Below are 19,025 nucleotides of genomic sequence, written 5' to 3' on the forward strand. Positions count from 1 at the left end.
GAAAACTTCAAAATTGTTTATAAATAAAGCCATTATAGTTTCACAAAATTTATTTCTATGAAGAATTTATTTTCTAATTTTAAAGGAGATCTTTTTGGAGGCATTACTGCGGGTATAGTTGCACTACCGTTAGCACTAGCTTTTGGTGTCAGCTCTGGTTTAGGGCCTAGTGCAGGTTTGTATGGCGCTATATTTATTAGCTTCTTTGCTGCAATATTTGGAGGAACAAATACGCAAATATCTGGTCCTACTGCACCAATGACAGCCGTAAGCATGGTTATAATTGCAGGAATCATTGCAATTAATGATGGGAGTGTTGAAAAAGCGCTACCCGCCATTCTAACGGTTTTCCTTTTAGGAGGTATCATGCAGATAGGTTTAGGGGTACTTGGTCTCGGTAAATACATTCGTTATATACCCTATCCAGTAGTGTCTGGTTTTATGACCGCCATAGGTCTTATCATTATCATTACGCAAACACTGCCTACCTTGGGGTATTATCCAAAAGATGACATAGCATTTGTAGATCAATATAAGCCACAAGCAGAAGAATTTATTTTAAAAAATATTTTAAAAGAAGAAGCTGGTGAAGGTATTTTAGTTTTAGAAAACTTTGAAGAAACGATCAACAGATCTAATGAAATTACACCAGAAAGTATTCAGAAAGAGGCACAGACTTTAGCTAATTCAGAAACTAAAGGTGCATTAGGTGCTTTAAAGGTTATCCCCCGTGCATTACAAAATATTAATTGGCTAGAATTTGGTCTGGCATTAGCAACTATATTTATTATTTACGGTTTTAAGCGAATAACAACAGTAGTACCAAGTACGCTAGTGGCTTTGCTCGTAGTTTCTGGTATTGCCTTTGGCTTTGATTTGAATTATAGGCCAATAGAGCAGATCCCTGCAGGATTTCCTATGCCTAATTTTAAAATTTTCACAGAATTTAGTTTAGGGAGCGTTATGCCGTATTTCTTTTCTGCATTGACCTTGGCTCTTCTTGGAGCTATTGACTCATTGTTAACCTCGGTGGTAGCAGATAACATGACCAAGACAAAACACATCCCAAATAAAGAATTGGTAGGACAAGGAATTGGAAATAGTATTGCTGCACTTTTTGGCGGGTTACCAGGTGCTGGAGCCACCATTAGAACCGTAGTAAATATTAATTCTGGAGGTAAAACAAAGCTATCTGGAATGATGGCCGGGATTTTATTATTGTTTATTCTATTAGCCTTAGGGCCAGTAGCCTCAAAAATACCCGCAGCAGTTTTAGCGGGTATACTGGTGACAGTTGGAATTAGCGTTATGGATTATAAAGGATTAAAAGCAATCCCAAGTTTACCAAAAGATATTAAAATAGGACCTATAAAATTAAGTTCAGAAGTTATTGTTATGATCGTAGTAATGCTCCTTTCTACATTCTGGAATTTAATTTATGCTGTAGGTATTGGTTTGGTAATTGCCTCATTAATGTTCATGAAAAAAATGGGTGATTTAACGGCAGAACGTTCCGATGTAAAATCGTTAGAGGAAGAAAAAGCATGGTCAGATGAAATTGATTTTCCTAAAAACTTAAAAGAAGAAGTTTTTATTAAACATTTAAAGGGACCTTTATTTTTTGGATCTACAAGTGAATTTCAGCAACTAGCAAACCAAATTCCAAAAACAGCATCAACCGTAATTATTAGAATGGGCCGTATGCAGTATATGGATCAATCGGGATTATATACCTTAGAAGATGTTTTAATCGATTTAAAGAAATCTAATATAACGATTCTCTTTGTGGGAGTTTTAAAACAACCAAGGTACATGATGGAGCGGGTAGATGTCATTCCAGATTTAATTCCTGAAGCACACATTTTCAAAACCTTTAATGAAAGTTTACTTTGGGTAAAAGAAAATATTAAAGACACTACAGTTACTTCTTAAAAAACCGCACTATTAAAGTACTTCATTTAACCCTTACCTTTCTAAGAGTTAAATTATTTAAAATAATACACTAAAAACACGCTATTTCACTGCTGATTAAAAAACTTTAAAGCAGTTCGCTATACTACTCCCATAAAAGTTTTAAATTTGTCGGCTAGTCCATTGTTATGATTGATAAAATAAAAGAACATATTGCTGAAATTGAAAAGTTTACTTCCGACTCTAAAGAGGCGGTAGAAAGCTTAAGAATTAAATACCTTGGTAAAAAAGGACTTTTAAATGATTTTTTTACGGAATTTAAAAATGTACCAAATGATCAGAAGAAAGAATTTGGGCAAACCATCAATCAGTTAAAGACAATTGCTACTGAAAAAATTAACAAGCTTAAAGAAGCTATAGAAGATAAAGTTGATGACAAAGGTGGTTATGGTGACTTAACACGCCCTGGAGAACCTGTAGAATTAGGTTCCAGACATCCAATATCTATTGTAAAAAATCAAATAATTGATATCTTCTCTAGAATAGGTTTTAATGTTTCTGAAGGTCCAGAAATTGAGGATGACTGGCATAACTTCACCGCATTGAACCTTCCTGAGTATCACCCCGCACGTGATATGCAGGACACCTTCTTTATTCAAACAAATCCTGATATTTTACTACGTACACATACCTCATCGGTACAAGTACGCTATATGGAAGATAATAAACCTCCAATAAGAACTATTTCTCCAGGTAGAGTATATAGAAACGAAGCTATCTCCGCTCGTTCTCATTGTTTTTTTCATCAAATAGAAGGATTGTATATTGATAAAAATGTTTCTTTTGCAGACCTTAAACAAACATTACAGTTTTTTACTACTGAGCTTTTTGGTAAATCTAAGATTAGATTGAGACCTTCTTACTTCCCCTTTACTGAACCAAGTGCAGAACTAGATGTGTACTGGGGATTAGAGACAGAAGCAGACTACAGAATCACCAAAGGAACCGGCTGGTTAGAAATTGGAGGTTGCGGTATGGTAGATCCTAATGTATTGACCAATTGCGGCATAGATCCTAATGAATATTCTGGTTTTGCATTTGGGGTAGGTATTGATCGTATTGCAATGCTACTACACCAAATTACAGATATCCGACTTTTAAGTGAAAATGATGTTCGCTTTTTAGAGCAATTTAAATCTGCACTATAGCATAAAGTAAAGTATATTTTTAGTAAAAACCCTTCTAAAGGAACCTACTCTTGAAAAAAGATATTAATATCCCTGTTGTTGAAGACGTTTACGTTGCCATTGTTTATGAATGGGATGACGAAATGTTGACTAAAGTTTGGAACGCCTATTTAATCAACAATAAAGAGACTGCCATAGAAATGGCTATTATAGTTTCAAACGGTTCTAATGATACAGATAAGACTGCCACTATTAGACATGGCTTAGGATCCTTAGAAGGCAAATCATTTAAAAAATTTGAACCGTTGCAAGAAGAAATCTTTGCTCTGGACAACATTTTTTCACTTTCCTTTTTCTCCAATAATAGGTTATTTGACAAAAAATATATTTTCAAAAAAAATACCATTAGCAGTAAAGCACTCACAACCATACCTTTGATAGGTAAAGAAGGGATAATCACTCCGTAAATCCTAAAATTTTCATAAAAATACATTTTTAAGTTCTTTTAGTTCGGTTTATTCCGAACTAATAAATATATTTGCACAGAATTTTACTGTCCATGGATTTTTATACCCAAAAAACAGTAGGAAATAAATTTAAAAATGGCAAATAGTATATGTAAAGAAAAAATGTCTTTAGTTGAAAAACTGGGGGTGCATTTAGAAAATAGAGAACAGCTGGCACCGGTTGCCGCACGTATCCTATCCTATATTATTTTAACTGGTAAAAAAGGAGCTACGTTTGAGGACATGGTAACCATTCTTTGTGCTAGTAAGAGCACTATTTCTACACACATTAATCACTTACAGGATTTAAAAAAAATTGAGTATTATACAAAGACCGGAGATCGTAAAAAATATTTTATTATAAACGCAGACACCATCATTCAGCATGTTGATAAAATGATAACTGATTGGAAAGAAGTGCGTGAATTACACCTAGAAATAAAAAACTACAAAGACAATCAAAATAATAAAAGTATTGAAAATAAAGAGGAAAAATTTGATTTAAATTTTCATAACGATTATATAAAATTTATAGATGGCGCTTCTGCTTCTATTGAAGAATTAAGAGTAAAATTAATTAAAGTTAAAAACAACAAACAAATCGATATTTAAACTAAGCACAAAATGAGACATAATAAACTATTAACGATACTAGCAATAACCCTACTTTTAGTCGTTTCAAGTTGCGGAGGCAATGGAGAACAAAAAGCTGCGGCGCCAGCAGGCCCTGCTCCTTCTTTCCCTGTAGTTGAAATGCAAACTAAAACCGTAACAGGATATCAAGAATACCCAGCAAATATAGAAGGTATTGTAAACAGTGATGTTAGAGCAAAAGTATCTGGTTATATTCAAAAAGTATTAGTAGACGAAGGACAAAAAGTACGTAAAGGTCAGGTGTTATTTAAATTAGAAACACAATCTTTAAGTCAAGATGCAGGTGCAGCAAAAGCACGTATTAATGTCGCTCAAGTTGAGGTAGATAAATTAGTTCCACTTGTAGAGAAAAACATTATTAGTCCTGTACAATTAGAAACCGCTAAAGCAAATTTAGCACAAGCACAAGCAAATTACAGCAGTGTATCTGCCAGTGTTGGTTATGCAACCATTAAAAGTCCTGTAGATGGCTACGTTGGTGCTATTAACTTTAGAGAAGGTGCCTTAATTAGTCCAAGTGATAGTATGCCATTAACAACAGTTAGCGAAATTAGTCAAGTGTATGCCTTTTTTAGTTTTAACGAAGCTCAGTATATAGATCTTTTACAAAGATCTGAAGGAACTACCAAAGCAGAACGTATTAAAAACTCGCCAGATTTGAGCTTAGTTTTAGCGAACGGAAAAATTTATTCTGAGACTGGACGTATTCAAACCAGTACTGGTCAGATCAATGAAAATACGGGAACTATAAAAATAAGAGCTGCTTTTAATAATCCAAATGAAATTTTAACCAATGGAAACAGTGGTACAATTAGATTTCCAATAGAATATAAAGATGCTATTGTGCTTCCCCAATCATCAACATATGAACAACAAAAAGACATTGTTGCTTTTATAGTTGATAAAGACAACAAAGTACAATCTACTATTCTAAAAGTACAAGGTACAGTGGGTAATTTATATGTGGTAGAATCTGGACTTAAAGCTGGTGATAGACTTGTTGTGTCTGGAGTTGGAAAATTAAGAGATGGTATGGCCATTACTCCACAAGACACCCCATTTGATGAAGCTATTAAACCAATAGAGGTTTTATTTAAGAATTAACAAATTATAAACTTATTTAGTTATGTTAAAAACATTTATTGAAAGACCAGTGCTTTCAACAGTAATCTCTATTATCATAGTAATACTTGGTGTCATCAGTATATCAAGCTTACCTATAGAGGAGTATCCAGATATTGCGCCACCTACCATTAAGGTAACAGCGTCTTATGCAGGAGCCAATGCAGAAACCGTTTTAGAGAGTGTAATTATCCCTATCGAAGAACAAATTAACGGTGTAGAAGGTATGAGTTATATTACCTCTACTGCATCTAACACAGGTGCTGCAGAAATTACCGTCTACTTTAACCAAGAAGTAGATGCAGATATAGCTGCGGTTAACGTTCAAAACCGTGTATCTAGAGCAAATGCATTACTACCACAAGAGGTTATACAGACCGGGGTAATCACACAAAAGCAAGAAACGAGTGCGTTAATGTTTATCTCTATGTATTCTGAAAATGAGAATTACGATGCGACATTCATTCAGAATTACTTGAAAATAAATGTGGTACCTGCAATGCAACGTATTAGTGGTGTTGGAGATGTTAGTTTATTCTCACAACAAGATTATGCGATGCGTATTTGGTTGAAACCTGAAAAATTAGCAACATACGGTTTAATACCTTCAGATATTACTGCGGCTTTAGCCGAGCAAAACTTAGAAGCTGCAGCAGGTTCTTTAGGGCAGAATAATGGGGAAGCATTCTCCTATACATTAACCTATAGCGGACGTTTTAAACATGAACAACAATATGCAGATATAGTTATTAAAGCTTTAGGTAATGGAGAGTTTCTTCGACTAAATGATGTAGCAACTATTGAGTTAGATGCACAATCTTATGCTGCTAACGCTATGAGTATGGGAAATCCTGCCGTATTTATGGGTATTTTCCAAACCAAAGGTTCTAATGCAAGAGAAATTATTGAGAATATCAAAGTTACACTTGAAGATGTAAAAAAAGACCTTCCAGAAGGTTTAGATATTTTTGTGCCTTATGATACTAGTTTGTTTTTAAATGCCTCTATAGAAAAGGTAATTAGCACTTTATTAGAAGCGTTCCTATTAGTGTTCTTAGTGGTATTCCTATTCTTACAAGATTTCAGGTCTACATTAATTCCAGCAATTGCGGTTCCGGTTTCTATTATAGGTACGTTCTTTTTCTTGAATGTTTTTGGATACTCTATTAACCTATTGACACTATTTGCGTTAGTTCTTGCCATTGGTATTGTGGTAGATGATGCTATTGTAGTGGTAGAAGCTGTGCATGCCAAATTAGATGCAGGCGAAAAGAATCCTAAAAAGGCAACCTTAGTCGCCATGAATGAAATATCTGGCGCCATTATATCTATTACTTTGGTAATGGCAGCAGTGTTTATTCCTGTAACATTTATAACAGGACCTACAGGTGTATTCTATGAGCAATTTGGGGTTACTTTAATTATAGCTATTTTAATTTCGGCAGTAAATGCATTGACTTTAAGTCCTGCTTTATGTGCATTATTATTAAAAGGACATAAAGATGATGAAGAGTTAAAAAGCAAAAGCCCATTAAAACGATTTTACACGCTTTTTAACCGCGGATTTAATGCTACTATAGACCGATACGGAAAATCGCTTCAATTTTTATATAAAAGAAAATGGATCTCTCCGGTATTATTAGTGATTGCAGTTGCAGGTATTTACTGGGCATCTCAAACAACACCAACAGGATTTGTACCTAATGAAGACAGAGGTATTATTTTTGCAAATATTGCCTTACCAGAAGGTGCTTCTTTAGATAGAACAGATGCTGTTTCTAGAGATTTGTACAGTAAAATAAATGGTATTGAAGGTATTGTTGCCGTAAACTTTATTAAGGGTAGAAGTTTAATTAATGGACAAGGGAGTAACTATGGTTTTGGAATTATAAAATTAGCAGATTGGGCAGACCGTGAAGATGCTGCAACCTCAGTACAAGCCATTACAGGTAAACTATTTGGTGTAGCTGCAGGAATAAAAGAAGCTAATATCATATTCTTCTCACCTCCTAGTATCCGTGGTTTTGGTAACTCGGCAGGTTTTGAAGTGAATTTATTAGATAAGTTTGGTGGAGAATTCAAAGATTTAGATCAAGCGAATAAAGACTTTGCCATGGCTTTAATGAAGCACCCAGAAATAAAATATGCGCAATCTTCTTTCAGTACAAATTACCCACAATACGAAATGGAAGTGAATGTGCCTTTAGCAAAAGAAAAAGGGGTACCTATTAACAGCATTTTCTCTACACTACAAGGGTATATAGGTGGTATTTATGCTTCGGATTTCTCTAGATTCGGGAAGCAATTTAGAGTGTATATTCAAGCGTTACCAGATGACAGAGCTGATGTTAATGATCTAAATAGTATGTATGTGCGAACAGATTCTGGTGAGATGACTCCTATTACGCAATTTGTAAAACTAGAGCGTGTGTACGGGCCGCAATCAGTTACCCGTTTCAACCTATTTAATTCTACAGCCATAACTGGTGCTACCAATGATGGGTTTAGTACAGGTGATGCTATTAGAGTTATTGAAGAGGAAGTTAGCAACTTACCAAATAATTACACCATTGCTTATTCTGGTTTAACGCGAGAAGAAGTAAGTGCAGGAAGCCAAACAATTTTCATTTTTGGTTTAAGTATTCTCTTCGTATACTTTTTATTAAGTGCACAATATGAAAGTTACTTACTCCCATTTGCTGTAATTTTATCATTGCCATTTGGAGTATTTGGCGCCTATATAAGTACCAAATTATTAGGGTTGGAAAACAACATCTATTTCCAGATTTCTTTAATTATGCTTATAGGACTACTCGCCAAAAATGCCATACTTATTGTTGAAATTGCCTTGCAGAAACGGAAAGCTGGCGAAAGTATCGTTGAGGCAGCTATTGATGGCGCTAAATCTCGTTTGCGTCCTATTTTAATGACCTCATTTGCCTTTATTCTAGGGTTAATGCCATTAGTATTAGCTAAAGGTGTGGGATCTGAAGGAAATAGATCTATTGGAACAGGTGCCGTTGGAGGATTACTTATAGGAACCCTTTTAGGGGTCTTTGTAATCCCAATATTATTCATATTATTCCAGTGGTTGCAAGAAAAAATTTCTAGTAAACCCGAAGTACAAACTATTGAAGAATAAAAATTATGAAAACTATTATAAACCGTAAAAATATAACTAAAACCATGCTCTTGGGCGTGGTTTTAGTAACCCTTCAAGGTTGCTTTGTTGCAAAAGATTACAAACGTCCAGAATTAGCAGAAACTGAAGCACTTTATCGCACCGATAATTTACCAACGGACAGTATTTCTATGGCCGATGTATCTTGGAAAACGATGTTCACTGATTCCTACCTGAGTGAATATATTGAAGAGGGCCTTGAAAACAACATGGATGTCCGTATTGCTATTCAGCAAATGATAGCTGCCCAAGCATATGCAAAACAAGGAAAAGCAGGGTATTTTCCAACATTAAGCGTTGGACCTAATTATACAAGACAAGAATTTTCAGAAAATAGCCAATTCGGGTCTCTATTTACTGGAGGTTTAGACACGTATGACGTAACAGCAGACTTATCTTGGGAAGCTGATATATGGGGAAAAATAAGAAGCAATAAAAGAGCATCACAAGCAGACTATTTACAAAATGTTGCAGGGCATCAAGCCGTAAAAACACAATTGATTTCTAGTATTGCAAATACCTATTATAACTTATTGGCTTTAGACGCCCAATTAAAAGTAACTAAGGAAACCATAGCAACAAGAGAAAGTGGTGTAGAAACCATTAAAGCATTAAAAGATGCTGGTCAAGTAACCCAAGTTGCGGTAGATCAAAACGTAGCGCAATATAATAGTGCCAGAGCACTGCAAGTAGATATTGAAGCTGCTATCTTCAAAACAGAAAACACTTTTAGTATTTTACTAGGTAAAACGCCTCAAGAGTTTGAAAGAAGTAGCCTAGACACTCAAAGCATTGATCAAGAAATGAAGCTGGGCGTACCAACAACATTACTGAGAAACAGACCAGACGTTATGGCTGCAGAATATGCTTTAATTAAAGATTTTGAGTTAACCAATGTAGCTAATAGTAGTTTTTATCCATCGCTAACGTTAACCGCTTCTGGTGGGTTACAAAGTTTAGAGTTAGATAAATTGTTTAATGCCAACTCATTATTTGCGACGATAGTAGGTGGATTAACACAACCACTTCTAAATCAAAGAAAATTACAAACTCAAAAGGAAGTTGCCCTAGCTAATCAAGAAAGCTCTTTATTAAATTTCAAAAAAACCTTATTAGTTGCAGGTAGTGAAGTATCTAATGCTTTATACACTTATGAGGCTGAAACTAAAAAATTCGAATTTAGAAAGAATGAAGTTGAAGCTTTACGAACAGCAGAAGCAAACTCTGAAGAGTTACTTAAAAACGGATATGCAAACTATTTAGATTTATTAACTGCAAGACAAAGCGCATTAAGTGCAGAGCTTAATATCATAGATAGTAAACTACAACAATTAGTTTCTATTGTAGATTTATATGAAGCTCTTGGTGGCGGATGGAAATAAATAAGCAGCTATCAAAACATGATAAATAAAGATCGTTTTTTAGAAATAGCCATATCAAAATTCACCAGATTTGGATGCAAGAGATTCACCTTAGATGATTTAGCTCATGAACTGGGAATTTCTAAAAAAACGATTTATGAAACTTTTGACACAAAAGAAACGATAGTAAATGATAGTTTAGATTTTCTGCTAAAGAAGACTGAACTTGAAATTATAGCAATTACAACTAATAAAGAAGCAAACCCAATCCTGTCTATTATTGAGATTTACAGGATTGGGTTTCTTTTTGTAAAAAACATTAGTCCAGCTTACATCAACGGATTAAAAAAATACTATCCAAAATCCAATACGCTATATTCTGATTTCAAACTACGTTTTACACATAAATACATTAAGGATTTGTTGGTAAAAGCCCAAAAAAGAAATCTAATACAATCTACTATAAATATTGATCTTACTTGTAATCTATACTTTGGTAATTTAGAAAATCTAAGTTCAATATCCTCTAATTTGTTTGAAGCATATACCATCGATGAAATTTTAGAACACCTTGTTATCACCCATTTAAGAGGTATTGTTACTGAAGACTATTTAAAAGAGAGTGATTTTTAATTCTTAAGCTCCGTCAGTTGATAATTGGTCATGAAATCATCCTCTAACAGATAATCGAAAACCTGATTCCATTCAGCGTTTGTTGTTCTTTACCAAACTGTTTCAATACCTTTGTATACTAATAATTTTGAGCTACTGTTACCCAGTTTTAGAATTTTTTTTGGGTCATAGATTCCAAAATTATCTGAATTTTCAGAATAACCCTCACTTTCAAACCCCAAAAATAACCTCCATCCACTGTCATTTTCGCTAGATTGTTTTTCTCTAAAAACAAACATCGGTTTATAGTTTTCTTCCACAACCATTTTTTAGCACATTACCGATCCAATGTTTGGAAAAGTTTCAATACTAAAATCTTTCATTTATCTAATTTTTAATAATACGCAACGCGACGGCTAGTAGTCTATTTATTAAAAATACTGAATTTTCAATATAGATCTTTTTATTGGTTTTGTAAGCTTCCCCTAATTAGGGAAGCCTACATCTTATATAAGATTAGTAGCGCTTAACATAAGCGATAACAACTCGGATAAAACAAAAGCTAAATTTTTAAATGTTGCTAATTATTTTAATTTATTAGATAAAGAAATAGAATTAGAATTGATAATATAATTCCAAATACTATTTTTAATGGAAATTGCGCAACACCAAAAGTAAAATTCATGATTTTTTCTAATCCTTTTGTAGCAGATGAAATTGAATTTGAATAAATTCTTAGCGCATTTGATTCACCTTCTTTTTCATTAAGTTCTTGTGATAGCTTTTCTTCATCAAATTTAACTTTATCTGAAAATAGGGTTAAAATCTTTTTTACTATCCTTTTAATAATCCCTCCAACAAATGGTACTTTATCCGATATTACTTTTGAAATCATAGGAATTGTAACAATATGAATTATCCCTTTGAAAAGTAAACCAAGCACATCTTTTCTATTTTCTTTATTAACCTGACTATTAACTTGAATCATATCAGTCACGGCCGATTTCATGATATCTAATGAATAGTTTACAACTCCCCACATATCGGATTTCATTTTCCACATCAGTAAAAGTAATCCAACTAAGATTCCAGTAATTAAAAAGAGAATTAAGCCTACCGTTCCATAAATCACATTTTCAATGTGAACTAAATCAAAAACAAAGAACCCAATGATGAAAATTAGAATCGAAATTAAAATTGGTCGAAATAGGCAATTGAATATGTATTTTGGGAAAACTAATAATTCTACAAAGTTTTCGATAACTTCTTCATTACGGTACTTTTGCACATCAATTCCAAGTTCCTCTTTTATCTTATTATCTAATTTTTCAACATCTTTTTTTGTTCTTATCTTCATTCTTCGGATTTATGCTTTTAATAACGATTAGTTATGAGTAGTGCGGAATCGAACTTGTATTTAATTTTATTTCGTTCTAAATGTCGAATTAAACTGTTTTGGCGACATAGTAAATATACACAAATCATTTAATCATGCACCAGACCTCCACTTTACTGATAGTGTTTATTACCACACGTTTTTTATTCTAACGTAAGACTACGTAACGCTTCCGGTTTTATCTATGGTAAAGATTGGTGATTACTATTAGTTTTAAGGGTAAAAATCTTTCGCATACCAATAGGCAAAAATCCTTTTGAAGTTTTGATTTAATTACCGTGAAAATCTGCTGAAAATAGAGGTACAATTCACCGTTTAACTTAGTCCAATTATAGGCAATGTTTGGTAACAATTATATACTCACTTCTACCACTCCTTAAACGGATGCTTACTCAACTGAGAATTGTAATATTTTGTTATTCCTGATACCTCTTCTCCTAACCAAACTGGCTTTTCAAAAACTTCGCCCTCTGAGTTCAACTCAACCTCAGCAACTGTCAAACCTTCATTTTCACCAAAAAACTCATCAACCTCAAAAGTATGTTTCCCTACTTGCACCTCGTATCTAAATTTATCAATACTACCAGGCTCTGCAATTTTGAGCAAGGCTTCTGCTTCTGAAACAGCAATCTCCTTTTCCCATTCAAAACGAGAAACACCAGTGTCATTTCCCTTTCCTTTTACGGTTAAAAAACCTAGCTCTCCTTTAATTCTAACTCTTACAGTACGCTCAGGAGCTGTATTTAAAAAGCCTTGTACTATTCTAATCTTAGTGCTTGCTTCTTTTTTATAATCATCAGACAACACTAAAAATTTTCGTTCTATTTCAAGCATATTACTGCCCTAAGGCCTTTATTTTATCAGATTCTATTTTGGTTTGGGCATATTCATTATTTGCTAACCAGATCATTGCTTCTGCAATGGTTTCTGGCGCGATAGTTCTATACTTTTTTAACGAGCCAACAAGGACCAAATCAACCACTTTCATTACTTTCTTAAAAATCCATTCCCCTGTTCTTTTTTCTAATCTCTCTCCCCCAATTAAAGAAGGCTGTAAAATAAAAACCTTAGGAAATTTCTGCTCCAAAACGGCATCTTCCATCTCTCCTTTTACTTTGTTATAAAACACAGTACTTTTAGCACTTGCCCCTAAGGCTGAAATAACTATAAACGTGTTTACTCCATTACTCTTTGCTACTTTTGCGGCAGCAACAGGAATTCCATAATCTATCTTTTTATAGATTTCGTTATCTGGAGTTTTTTTCTTCGTAGTGCCAATACAACAAAAAACCTCATCTGCTGTAAAGTTAGCCTTATGTTCTTCAAGCTTTAGAAGATCTATTAAATGTTCTTCAATTTTAGGGTTGCTTATTTTTACTGATGATCTTGAAAATAATTTAATTTTTTCATAACGCTCATCATGCAACAACCGGTCTAGCAAGAGTCCTCCTGTTAGCCCCGTAGCCCCAAGTATAATTGCTGTCTTATCTTTTCTTTTCATCAACCTAAATATAGTTTAATTTTGCAGTATGCCAATTGATTTGCCCAATAGAAAAATTATTCATGTAGATATGGACGCCTTTTATGCCTCTGTGGAAGAATTGGATAATCCGGATTTGAAAGGGAAGCCTTTAGCCGTTGGCGGCAGTGAAATTAGAGGTGTTGTTTCTGCTGCAAACTATGAAGCAAGAAAGTACGGCGTGCGCAGCGCTATGAGCGGTGTGATGGCAAAACGCAACTGCCCGCAGCTTACCTTTGTAAAACCTAGGTTTGAACGCTACAAAGAGATCTCTCAAGAAATTAGAAAAATATTTTATGACTATACAGACTTGGTGGAGCCATTATCATTAGATGAAGCCTACTTAGATGTAACGGTGAATAAGAAAGGCAATCCTTCTGCTTCCTTAATAGCAAAAGAAATTAGGCAACGGATTTTTGATGAATTAGGACTCGTAGCATCCGCAGGTATTTCTATCAATAAATTTATTGCTAAAGTTGCTAGTGATTATAACAAACCGAACGGACAAAAAACGGTGAACCCAGAAGAGGTCATTGAATTTTTAGAAAAGCTAGAAATTAGAAAATTTTATGGCGTAGGAAAGGTTACTACTGAAAAGATGTACAAATTAGGCATCTTTACGGGTTTTGATTTAAAACAGAAATCAGAGGCTTTCTTAATTGACAATTTCGGTAAAAGTGGTGGGTATTATTATCATGTGGTACGCGGCATACATAACAGTACCGTAAAACCACATCGTATTCCCAAATCTGTGGGTGCAGAACGAACCTTTAGTGAAAACTTAAGTAGTGAAATTTTTATGTTAGAGCGATTAGAGCATATCGCCACAGAACTAGAACGGCGATTAAAAAAGTCGACTATTTCTGGAAAAACAATTACGCTAAAAATAAAGTACAGTGATTTTACCTTACAAACCCGGAGTAAAACGTTACGCTATTATATCGCGGATAAGCATTTAATATTAGAAACGGCCAAAGAACTTCTATACCAGGAAAAATTAGAAAACTCTGTACGCTTATTAGGGATTTCATTAGCAAACTTAAATACGGATAAAAAAGAAAAAACCGAAGAGAAAAAAATGGTGACCATTCAATTACAATTCGATTTTTAATACACAAAGCTCATAAAACTTAATTTATGAGCTTTGTGCAGAAACACTAAATAATTATTTTACAGTTAATATGTTATCTGTAGCCGTTGGGTTTAATGGACAGAAATAAACATATTCTCCTTTGGTTAATGTTGTTGGCTTAGACGTTCCTTTTAGACCTGTACCTACAGCTTTTGTAACATATGCTGTTTGTATGTGGTTTTCTGGTTTAGAAATATCTTCTCCTTTTTTAACTAATACAAATCCTACATCATGTCCTACTGCATTGTTTGCAATTTCAAAAGTATAGGTACCTTCATCTACGGTAATTTGCTTTTGCGTAAACTCTCCTTTGGTCTGCTCAAGTGAAATTGTTTTATCCATTTTCATGTCTTGTGCATTTACTGAAAATAATGATCCTAATGCTACGGCTAATACTACTACTAAATTTTTCATGCTTTTTTGTTTTATTTAAATGATTACTTAATTTTTATTAAAATGATTTTATATTAAAGTGCTATAGTTACTTCTGGAAAATCTACAGGTACGTCTGTAGTTTTGTGTAAATAGTTAGAAATTGTTTTATCGCCTACTAAAACAATGGTGTCTACTAGGTTTTCTTTTGTCCACCCTGCTGCAAAAAAACTATCTACAACAGCAGCATCTGTACCACCTCTGTTTTCTGTTATGTTTTTAGATAATGCTGCTAAAGCATTTAATTTAGCGTCAAAAGATGCTTTTCCTGCTCGTAGCTCTAGAACTTGATCATCTGTAAAACCATTCATTTTACCTATTGCCGTGTGTGCCGCTAAACAATAAGAACATTCATTAACTTGACTCACTGCTAGGTTTACAACTTCTTTTTCTTTTGCTTTAAGTGACGTCTTTGCACCACTCAGGGCTAAATAATTTTGCAAAGCATTCTCACTATAAGCGTAGGTTGCATATAGATTAGGTACAAACCCTACTCCTTTTTCTAAATTGTCAAATAACGCTTGATTAGTACTTGATACTTCTTCTCTTTTAGGGACATTAAATGTGCTCATACTAGTATGTTTTTTTTAATTAAATTGATATAAAAGGCTTCTCTGTATCACAATAAAAATCATGATGGAATTTCTCCGAACAATGCGTTTGCGGAATAGCATTAAGTGCTAAACGCTGTTTTGGTGTGCTACGGAATATCTCTATTAAATTGAAAAGTGATTTATTTTTTGTTTTCATCTTTTAGCTGTTTTTTAATTACAGTACAAAGATGCGGAGAGAATCAAGCTTTTTGTTATCACTAATTTCCCGACGAGTTGTAGAAATTTCCCCTTAGCCTAAAATAGACTTGTTTTCACGATATTGTGTAGGAGAGATACTCGTCATTTTTTTAAAAAAACTACTAAAATGGGCAGAATCATTAAAACCAAGTTCAAAAGCAATCTCTTGATTTTGTTTGTCTGTAAACTGCATTAAGCGTTTTGCTTCTAATGTTATCCGTTCTAAAATAATTTGCTGAGGAGATTTTTGATTGTATTTCGCAAAAAGATTAGATAATGTTTTAGGACTCTTAAAAAGTAAATCTGCATACTGAGCCACTTTTCGTTTTGTTTTATAATGGGTATCTACTAAAACATTAAATTTTCTAATGACATCTACTTGTTCATTGTCAAAATCTTTTAAGATAAGTTGATCTTTAGCTAAACGAGTACAAATAATAATTAATCGCTTTAAAAGCATTTGCAGCATATCTCCTTGAATTTTATCAGGTGTAGTGAACTCATCCTGGAAAATTTCATAAAGTGTTTCAAATTTTTTCTCCTGAGATTCGGGAATAGATATGATAGGTAAGTCTTGTGTGCCGAAAAATAAGATTCCGTTACATGACACCTCACTATCATGATCTGCAATACAATAAAACTCCCTATTGAATAAGAAACTAGTTAAAGGTAATTGTGTTTTAGAAAAGGAAACATGATGTAAGTAGGTCGTGGTTACTATTTGATTGGGCAATAATAAGATGCTTGCATCATCAATGGTAAGCTCTAAAGCTGTACTATTCCTATTCCACAAAAAACTAATGGTAGAAGAATTAATTCTGAATGATTTTTCATCTTTCTTAATATCATCTGTTAACCCAAATATAGAACCTAAATTAGTATCATAGAATTCATATTTCATAGAAGTTGATTTTGCAGTGTAGGTTAATTAGTCAGAAATTAAAAATAATCTTACACCTCTAAAATACATCCTAGTATTGAATTTTAATACCACCCTAAAAAACATATACAAAAGTGTATCTAAATTTATAAAAACCTACCTATATTTATAAGATAGCCCCCCATAAAAACATTCAAAGCAGTTTCTTTTTTATGAAAAAATTAGAATTACGAAATCATATTATTAAAGTTGCGTCTGATCTATTCTACTCAAAAGGATATAACGCTACCGGAATAAATGAAATTATTGAAAATGCACATATTGCAAAAGCTACTTTATACAATCATTTTAAATCTAAAGAAGAACTTTGTATTGAATATCTAAAAGATATGAACTCAAAGTTTATGCAAGAATTAGCGCTTTTTATCGAAACGCAAGATAATGTAAGACTTAAACTTTTAGGTATTTTTGATTACCTAAGAGAGCTTTATAGGGCTTCAAATTTTAATGGTTGCTGGGCCTGTAAGTGCATCTCTGAAATAGGAAAAGAAAATAAAACCATTCGAGAAGAAATTCAGCATCAGAAAAATAATCTCTTGCAGTTTTTAAAAGATTTAGTTCAGAAAAACATACCGCAAAACTCAAATGCGGAATCTGAACGTTTGTCAAATGCCATTTATTTACTCTATGAGAGTGCTATTTCTGAAAGCTACTTACATCAAAATGACTGGCCTATCTATTCTGCAAAAAGTATTGCCAATCAAATGATCACAAACAATAACTAAATTGAAACCTATTAATATGGTTCAATTTTAATTTCACCTTATAAAGCATAAAAACAAAAAACCTCAATCTTAAATAAATAAGATTGAGGTTTTTTAAATATATAATTTTGTGGTTACATGTGAGAAGCCTCTATTTCTGTAACTCTTAACGTATTCACCATACCTTTATCTTTCATTGGCATTGCTGCAAGACTCACAAGCATATCGCCTATTTCTAAATATCCTTTTTCACAAGCCATTTTATTTACATCTTCGATTGTTTCATCGGTAGTCACATACTTATCATAATAGAATGCTTTAACACCCCACAATAAGTTAAGCTGCGTTAAGATTCTTCTGTTTGATGTAAAAACTAAAATGTGTGCACTTGGTCTCCAAGCAGAAATTTGGAACGCGGTGTACCCACTATTTGTCAATGTAGATATTGCTTTTGCTTTAATATCATTAGCCATTAAAGCTGCATGGTAACAAACAGATTTTGTTATAAAACGTTTTGTTCTTACATGTGGCGCTTCGTGTGGCACTTTAATTAAGCTTGAATTTTCTACCGTCTCTAAGATGCTAGACATTTTTTCAATTACTTGTACTGGATAATTACCTACGGAAGTCTCTCCAGATAACATCACAGCATCTGCACCATCCATTACAGAGTTCGCAACATCATTTACTTCTGCTCTTGTTGGTGTTAAACTTGTAATCATTGTCTCCATCATCTGAGTTGCAATAATTACAGGAATTCTAGCTCTTTTTGCACGTAACACTAATTGTTTTTGAATTAATGGAACTTCTTGTGCAGGAATTTCTACACCTAAATCTCCACGAGCAACCATTAAACCATCACAATAAGCAACTATAGAATCAATATTTTCAACAGCTTCTGGCTTTTCTATTTTAGCAATGATCGGAATTTTTTCATCCGTATGTTCTTTGATTAAATTCTGAAGATCTATTAAATCTTGACTAAAACGAACAAATGATAAAGCAATCCAATCTACTTTTTGAGAGACTGCAAAGATGGCATCCTTGATATCTTTTTCTGTAAGCGCTGGAAGCGATATATTCGTATTTGGTAGGTTTACTCCTTTTTTAGATTTAAGTGGACCACCTTGTATCACTTTTGCTAAAACTTCATTCTCTCTATTTGTAGAGATTACCTGAAACATAAGTTTACCATCATCCAAAAGAATACGCTCTCCTGGGTTTACATCTTTTGGAAACGAAGCATAGTTCATATAAACACGCTCAGCAGTACCTTCAAATGGTTCTCCTGTAACGAATGTAATTTCATCTCCGGGAGCAACAACAACTTCTCCCGCCATCACACCTACTCTTAATTTAGGGCCTTGTAAATCTCCTAAAATAGATATGTTTAATCCTAACTCATCATTAAGCTCGCGAATCATTTTAATACGCTCTGCAACATCTTCATAATCTGCATGAGAAAAATTAATCCTAAAGACATCTACTCCAGCATTAATCATATCTCTTAGAACTTCTTTCTTACTTGTAGCAGGTCCTAATGTAGCAACAATCTTTGTCTTTTTTTTAGTCAGCAT

The 19,025-nt window shown here is 33.6% G+C and carries 18 protein-coding genes; 10 read left to right on the forward strand and 8 right to left on the reverse strand.

Annotated features, from left to right (window positions below; translation table 11 throughout):
* Positions 1-57: 57 nt before the first annotated feature.
* From GQR94_RS06850 to GQR94_RS06885, 8 genes are all read left to right on the forward strand, one after another.
* Positions 58-1,932 carry a SulP family inorganic anion transporter gene (locus GQR94_RS06850; RefSeq protein ID WP_158974787.1) on the forward strand — a complete coding sequence of 625 codons (1,875 nt, stop codon included), beginning with the start codon at positions 58-60 and terminating at the stop codon, positions 1,930-1,932.
* Between the two features lie 167 nt (positions 1,933-2,099).
* Positions 2,100-3,119 (forward strand): phenylalanine--tRNA ligase subunit alpha, encoded by a 1,020-nt coding sequence (gene pheS / locus GQR94_RS06855; RefSeq protein ID WP_013550053.1) that lies wholly within the window; start codon positions 2,100-2,102, stop codon positions 3,117-3,119.
* 50 nt (positions 3,120-3,169) lie between these two features.
* Positions 3,170-3,565 carry a hypothetical protein gene (locus tag GQR94_RS06860; RefSeq protein ID WP_158974788.1) on the forward strand — a complete coding sequence of 132 codons (396 nt, stop codon included), beginning with the start codon at positions 3,170-3,172 and terminating at the stop codon, positions 3,563-3,565.
* A gap of 135 nt (positions 3,566-3,700) precedes the next feature.
* Complete coding sequence (locus tag GQR94_RS06865) at positions 3,701-4,216, forward strand: GbsR/MarR family transcriptional regulator (RefSeq protein WP_158974789.1); 516 nt, start codon at positions 3,701-3,703, stop codon at positions 4,214-4,216.
* A 12-nt stretch (positions 4,217-4,228) separates the two neighbouring features.
* Positions 4,229-5,362, forward strand: coding sequence for an efflux RND transporter periplasmic adaptor subunit (locus tag GQR94_RS06870; RefSeq protein ID WP_158974790.1), 1,134 nt, complete (start codon positions 4,229-4,231; stop codon positions 5,360-5,362).
* 22 nt (positions 5,363-5,384) lie between these two features.
* Positions 5,385-8,522 (forward strand): efflux RND transporter permease subunit, encoded by a 3,138-nt coding sequence (locus tag GQR94_RS06875; RefSeq protein ID WP_158974791.1) that lies wholly within the window; start codon positions 5,385-5,387, stop codon positions 8,520-8,522.
* Between the two features lie 5 nt (positions 8,523-8,527).
* On the forward strand, positions 8,528-9,943 hold the full coding sequence (locus tag GQR94_RS06880) for an efflux transporter outer membrane subunit (protein WP_158974792.1): 1,416 nt from the start codon (positions 8,528-8,530) through the stop codon (positions 9,941-9,943).
* An 18-nt stretch (positions 9,944-9,961) separates the two neighbouring features.
* Entirely contained in the window at positions 9,962-10,555 is a 594-nt protein-coding gene (locus tag GQR94_RS06885; RefSeq protein WP_158974793.1) for a TetR/AcrR family transcriptional regulator, read from the forward strand.
* Positions 10,556-10,644: 89 nt separating this feature from the next.
* Here the strand turns inward: GQR94_RS06885 and GQR94_RS06890 are convergent, their stop codons facing one another.
* The 4 genes from GQR94_RS06890 to GQR94_RS06905 all read right to left on the reverse strand — a co-directional run bounded on the left by GQR94_RS06890 (position 10,645) and on the right by GQR94_RS06905 (position 13,431).
* On the reverse strand, positions 10,645-10,854 hold the full coding sequence (locus GQR94_RS06890; RefSeq protein ID WP_199271547.1) for a DUF2185 domain-containing protein: 210 nt from the start codon (positions 10,852-10,854) through the stop codon (positions 10,645-10,647).
* Between the two features lie 269 nt (positions 10,855-11,123).
* Positions 11,124-11,891, reverse strand: coding sequence for a hypothetical protein (locus GQR94_RS06895; protein WP_158974795.1), 768 nt, complete (start codon positions 11,889-11,891; stop codon positions 11,124-11,126).
* A gap of 405 nt (positions 11,892-12,296) precedes the next feature.
* Complete coding sequence (locus tag GQR94_RS06900; protein ID WP_158974796.1) at positions 12,297-12,764, reverse strand: CYTH domain-containing protein; 468 nt, start codon at positions 12,762-12,764, stop codon at positions 12,297-12,299.
* A gap of 1 nt (position 12,765) precedes the next feature.
* Positions 12,766-13,431, reverse strand: coding sequence for an NAD(P)H-binding protein (locus GQR94_RS06905; RefSeq protein WP_158974797.1), 666 nt, complete (start codon positions 13,429-13,431; stop codon positions 12,766-12,768).
* A 28-nt stretch (positions 13,432-13,459) separates the two neighbouring features.
* Between GQR94_RS06905 and dinB the strand changes: the two genes are divergently transcribed.
* Positions 13,460-14,560, forward strand: coding sequence for a DNA polymerase IV (gene dinB, locus GQR94_RS06910; protein ID WP_158974798.1), 1,101 nt, complete (start codon positions 13,460-13,462; stop codon positions 14,558-14,560).
* A gap of 54 nt (positions 14,561-14,614) precedes the next feature.
* Here dinB and GQR94_RS06915 read toward each other — a convergent pair whose 3' ends face one another.
* From GQR94_RS06915 to GQR94_RS06925, 3 genes are all read right to left on the reverse strand, one after another.
* Positions 14,615-14,995 (reverse strand): plastocyanin/azurin family copper-binding protein, encoded by a 381-nt coding sequence (locus GQR94_RS06915; RefSeq protein WP_158974799.1) that lies wholly within the window; start codon positions 14,993-14,995, stop codon positions 14,615-14,617.
* Between the two features lie 53 nt (positions 14,996-15,048).
* Positions 15,049-15,585: a carboxymuconolactone decarboxylase family protein gene (locus tag GQR94_RS06920; RefSeq protein WP_158974800.1), complete on the reverse strand. Its 537-nt coding sequence runs from the start codon at positions 15,583-15,585 to the stop codon at positions 15,049-15,051.
* 271 nt (positions 15,586-15,856) lie between these two features.
* Positions 15,857-16,705: an AraC family transcriptional regulator gene (locus tag GQR94_RS06925; protein WP_158974801.1), complete on the reverse strand. Its 849-nt coding sequence runs from the start codon at positions 16,703-16,705 to the stop codon at positions 15,857-15,859.
* A 191-nt stretch (positions 16,706-16,896) separates the two neighbouring features.
* Here GQR94_RS06925 and GQR94_RS06930 point away from each other — a divergent pair, with 191 nt between their 5' ends.
* Positions 16,897-17,469, forward strand: coding sequence for a TetR/AcrR family transcriptional regulator (locus tag GQR94_RS06930; protein WP_158974802.1), 573 nt, complete (start codon positions 16,897-16,899; stop codon positions 17,467-17,469).
* 113 nt (positions 17,470-17,582) lie between these two features.
* On the opposite strand, the gene pyk is transcribed toward GQR94_RS06930, so the two are convergent.
* The gene (gene pyk / locus GQR94_RS06935) at positions 17,583-19,025 is read right to left on the reverse strand and encodes a pyruvate kinase (RefSeq protein ID WP_158974803.1); all 1,443 of its coding nucleotides are present in this window, start codon (positions 19,023-19,025) and stop codon (positions 17,583-17,585) included.

The organism is Cellulophaga sp. L1A9, assembly GCF_009797025.1.
In the GTDB taxonomy this organism is placed as follows: Bacteria; Bacteroidota; Bacteroidia; order Flavobacteriales; family Flavobacteriaceae; genus Cellulophaga.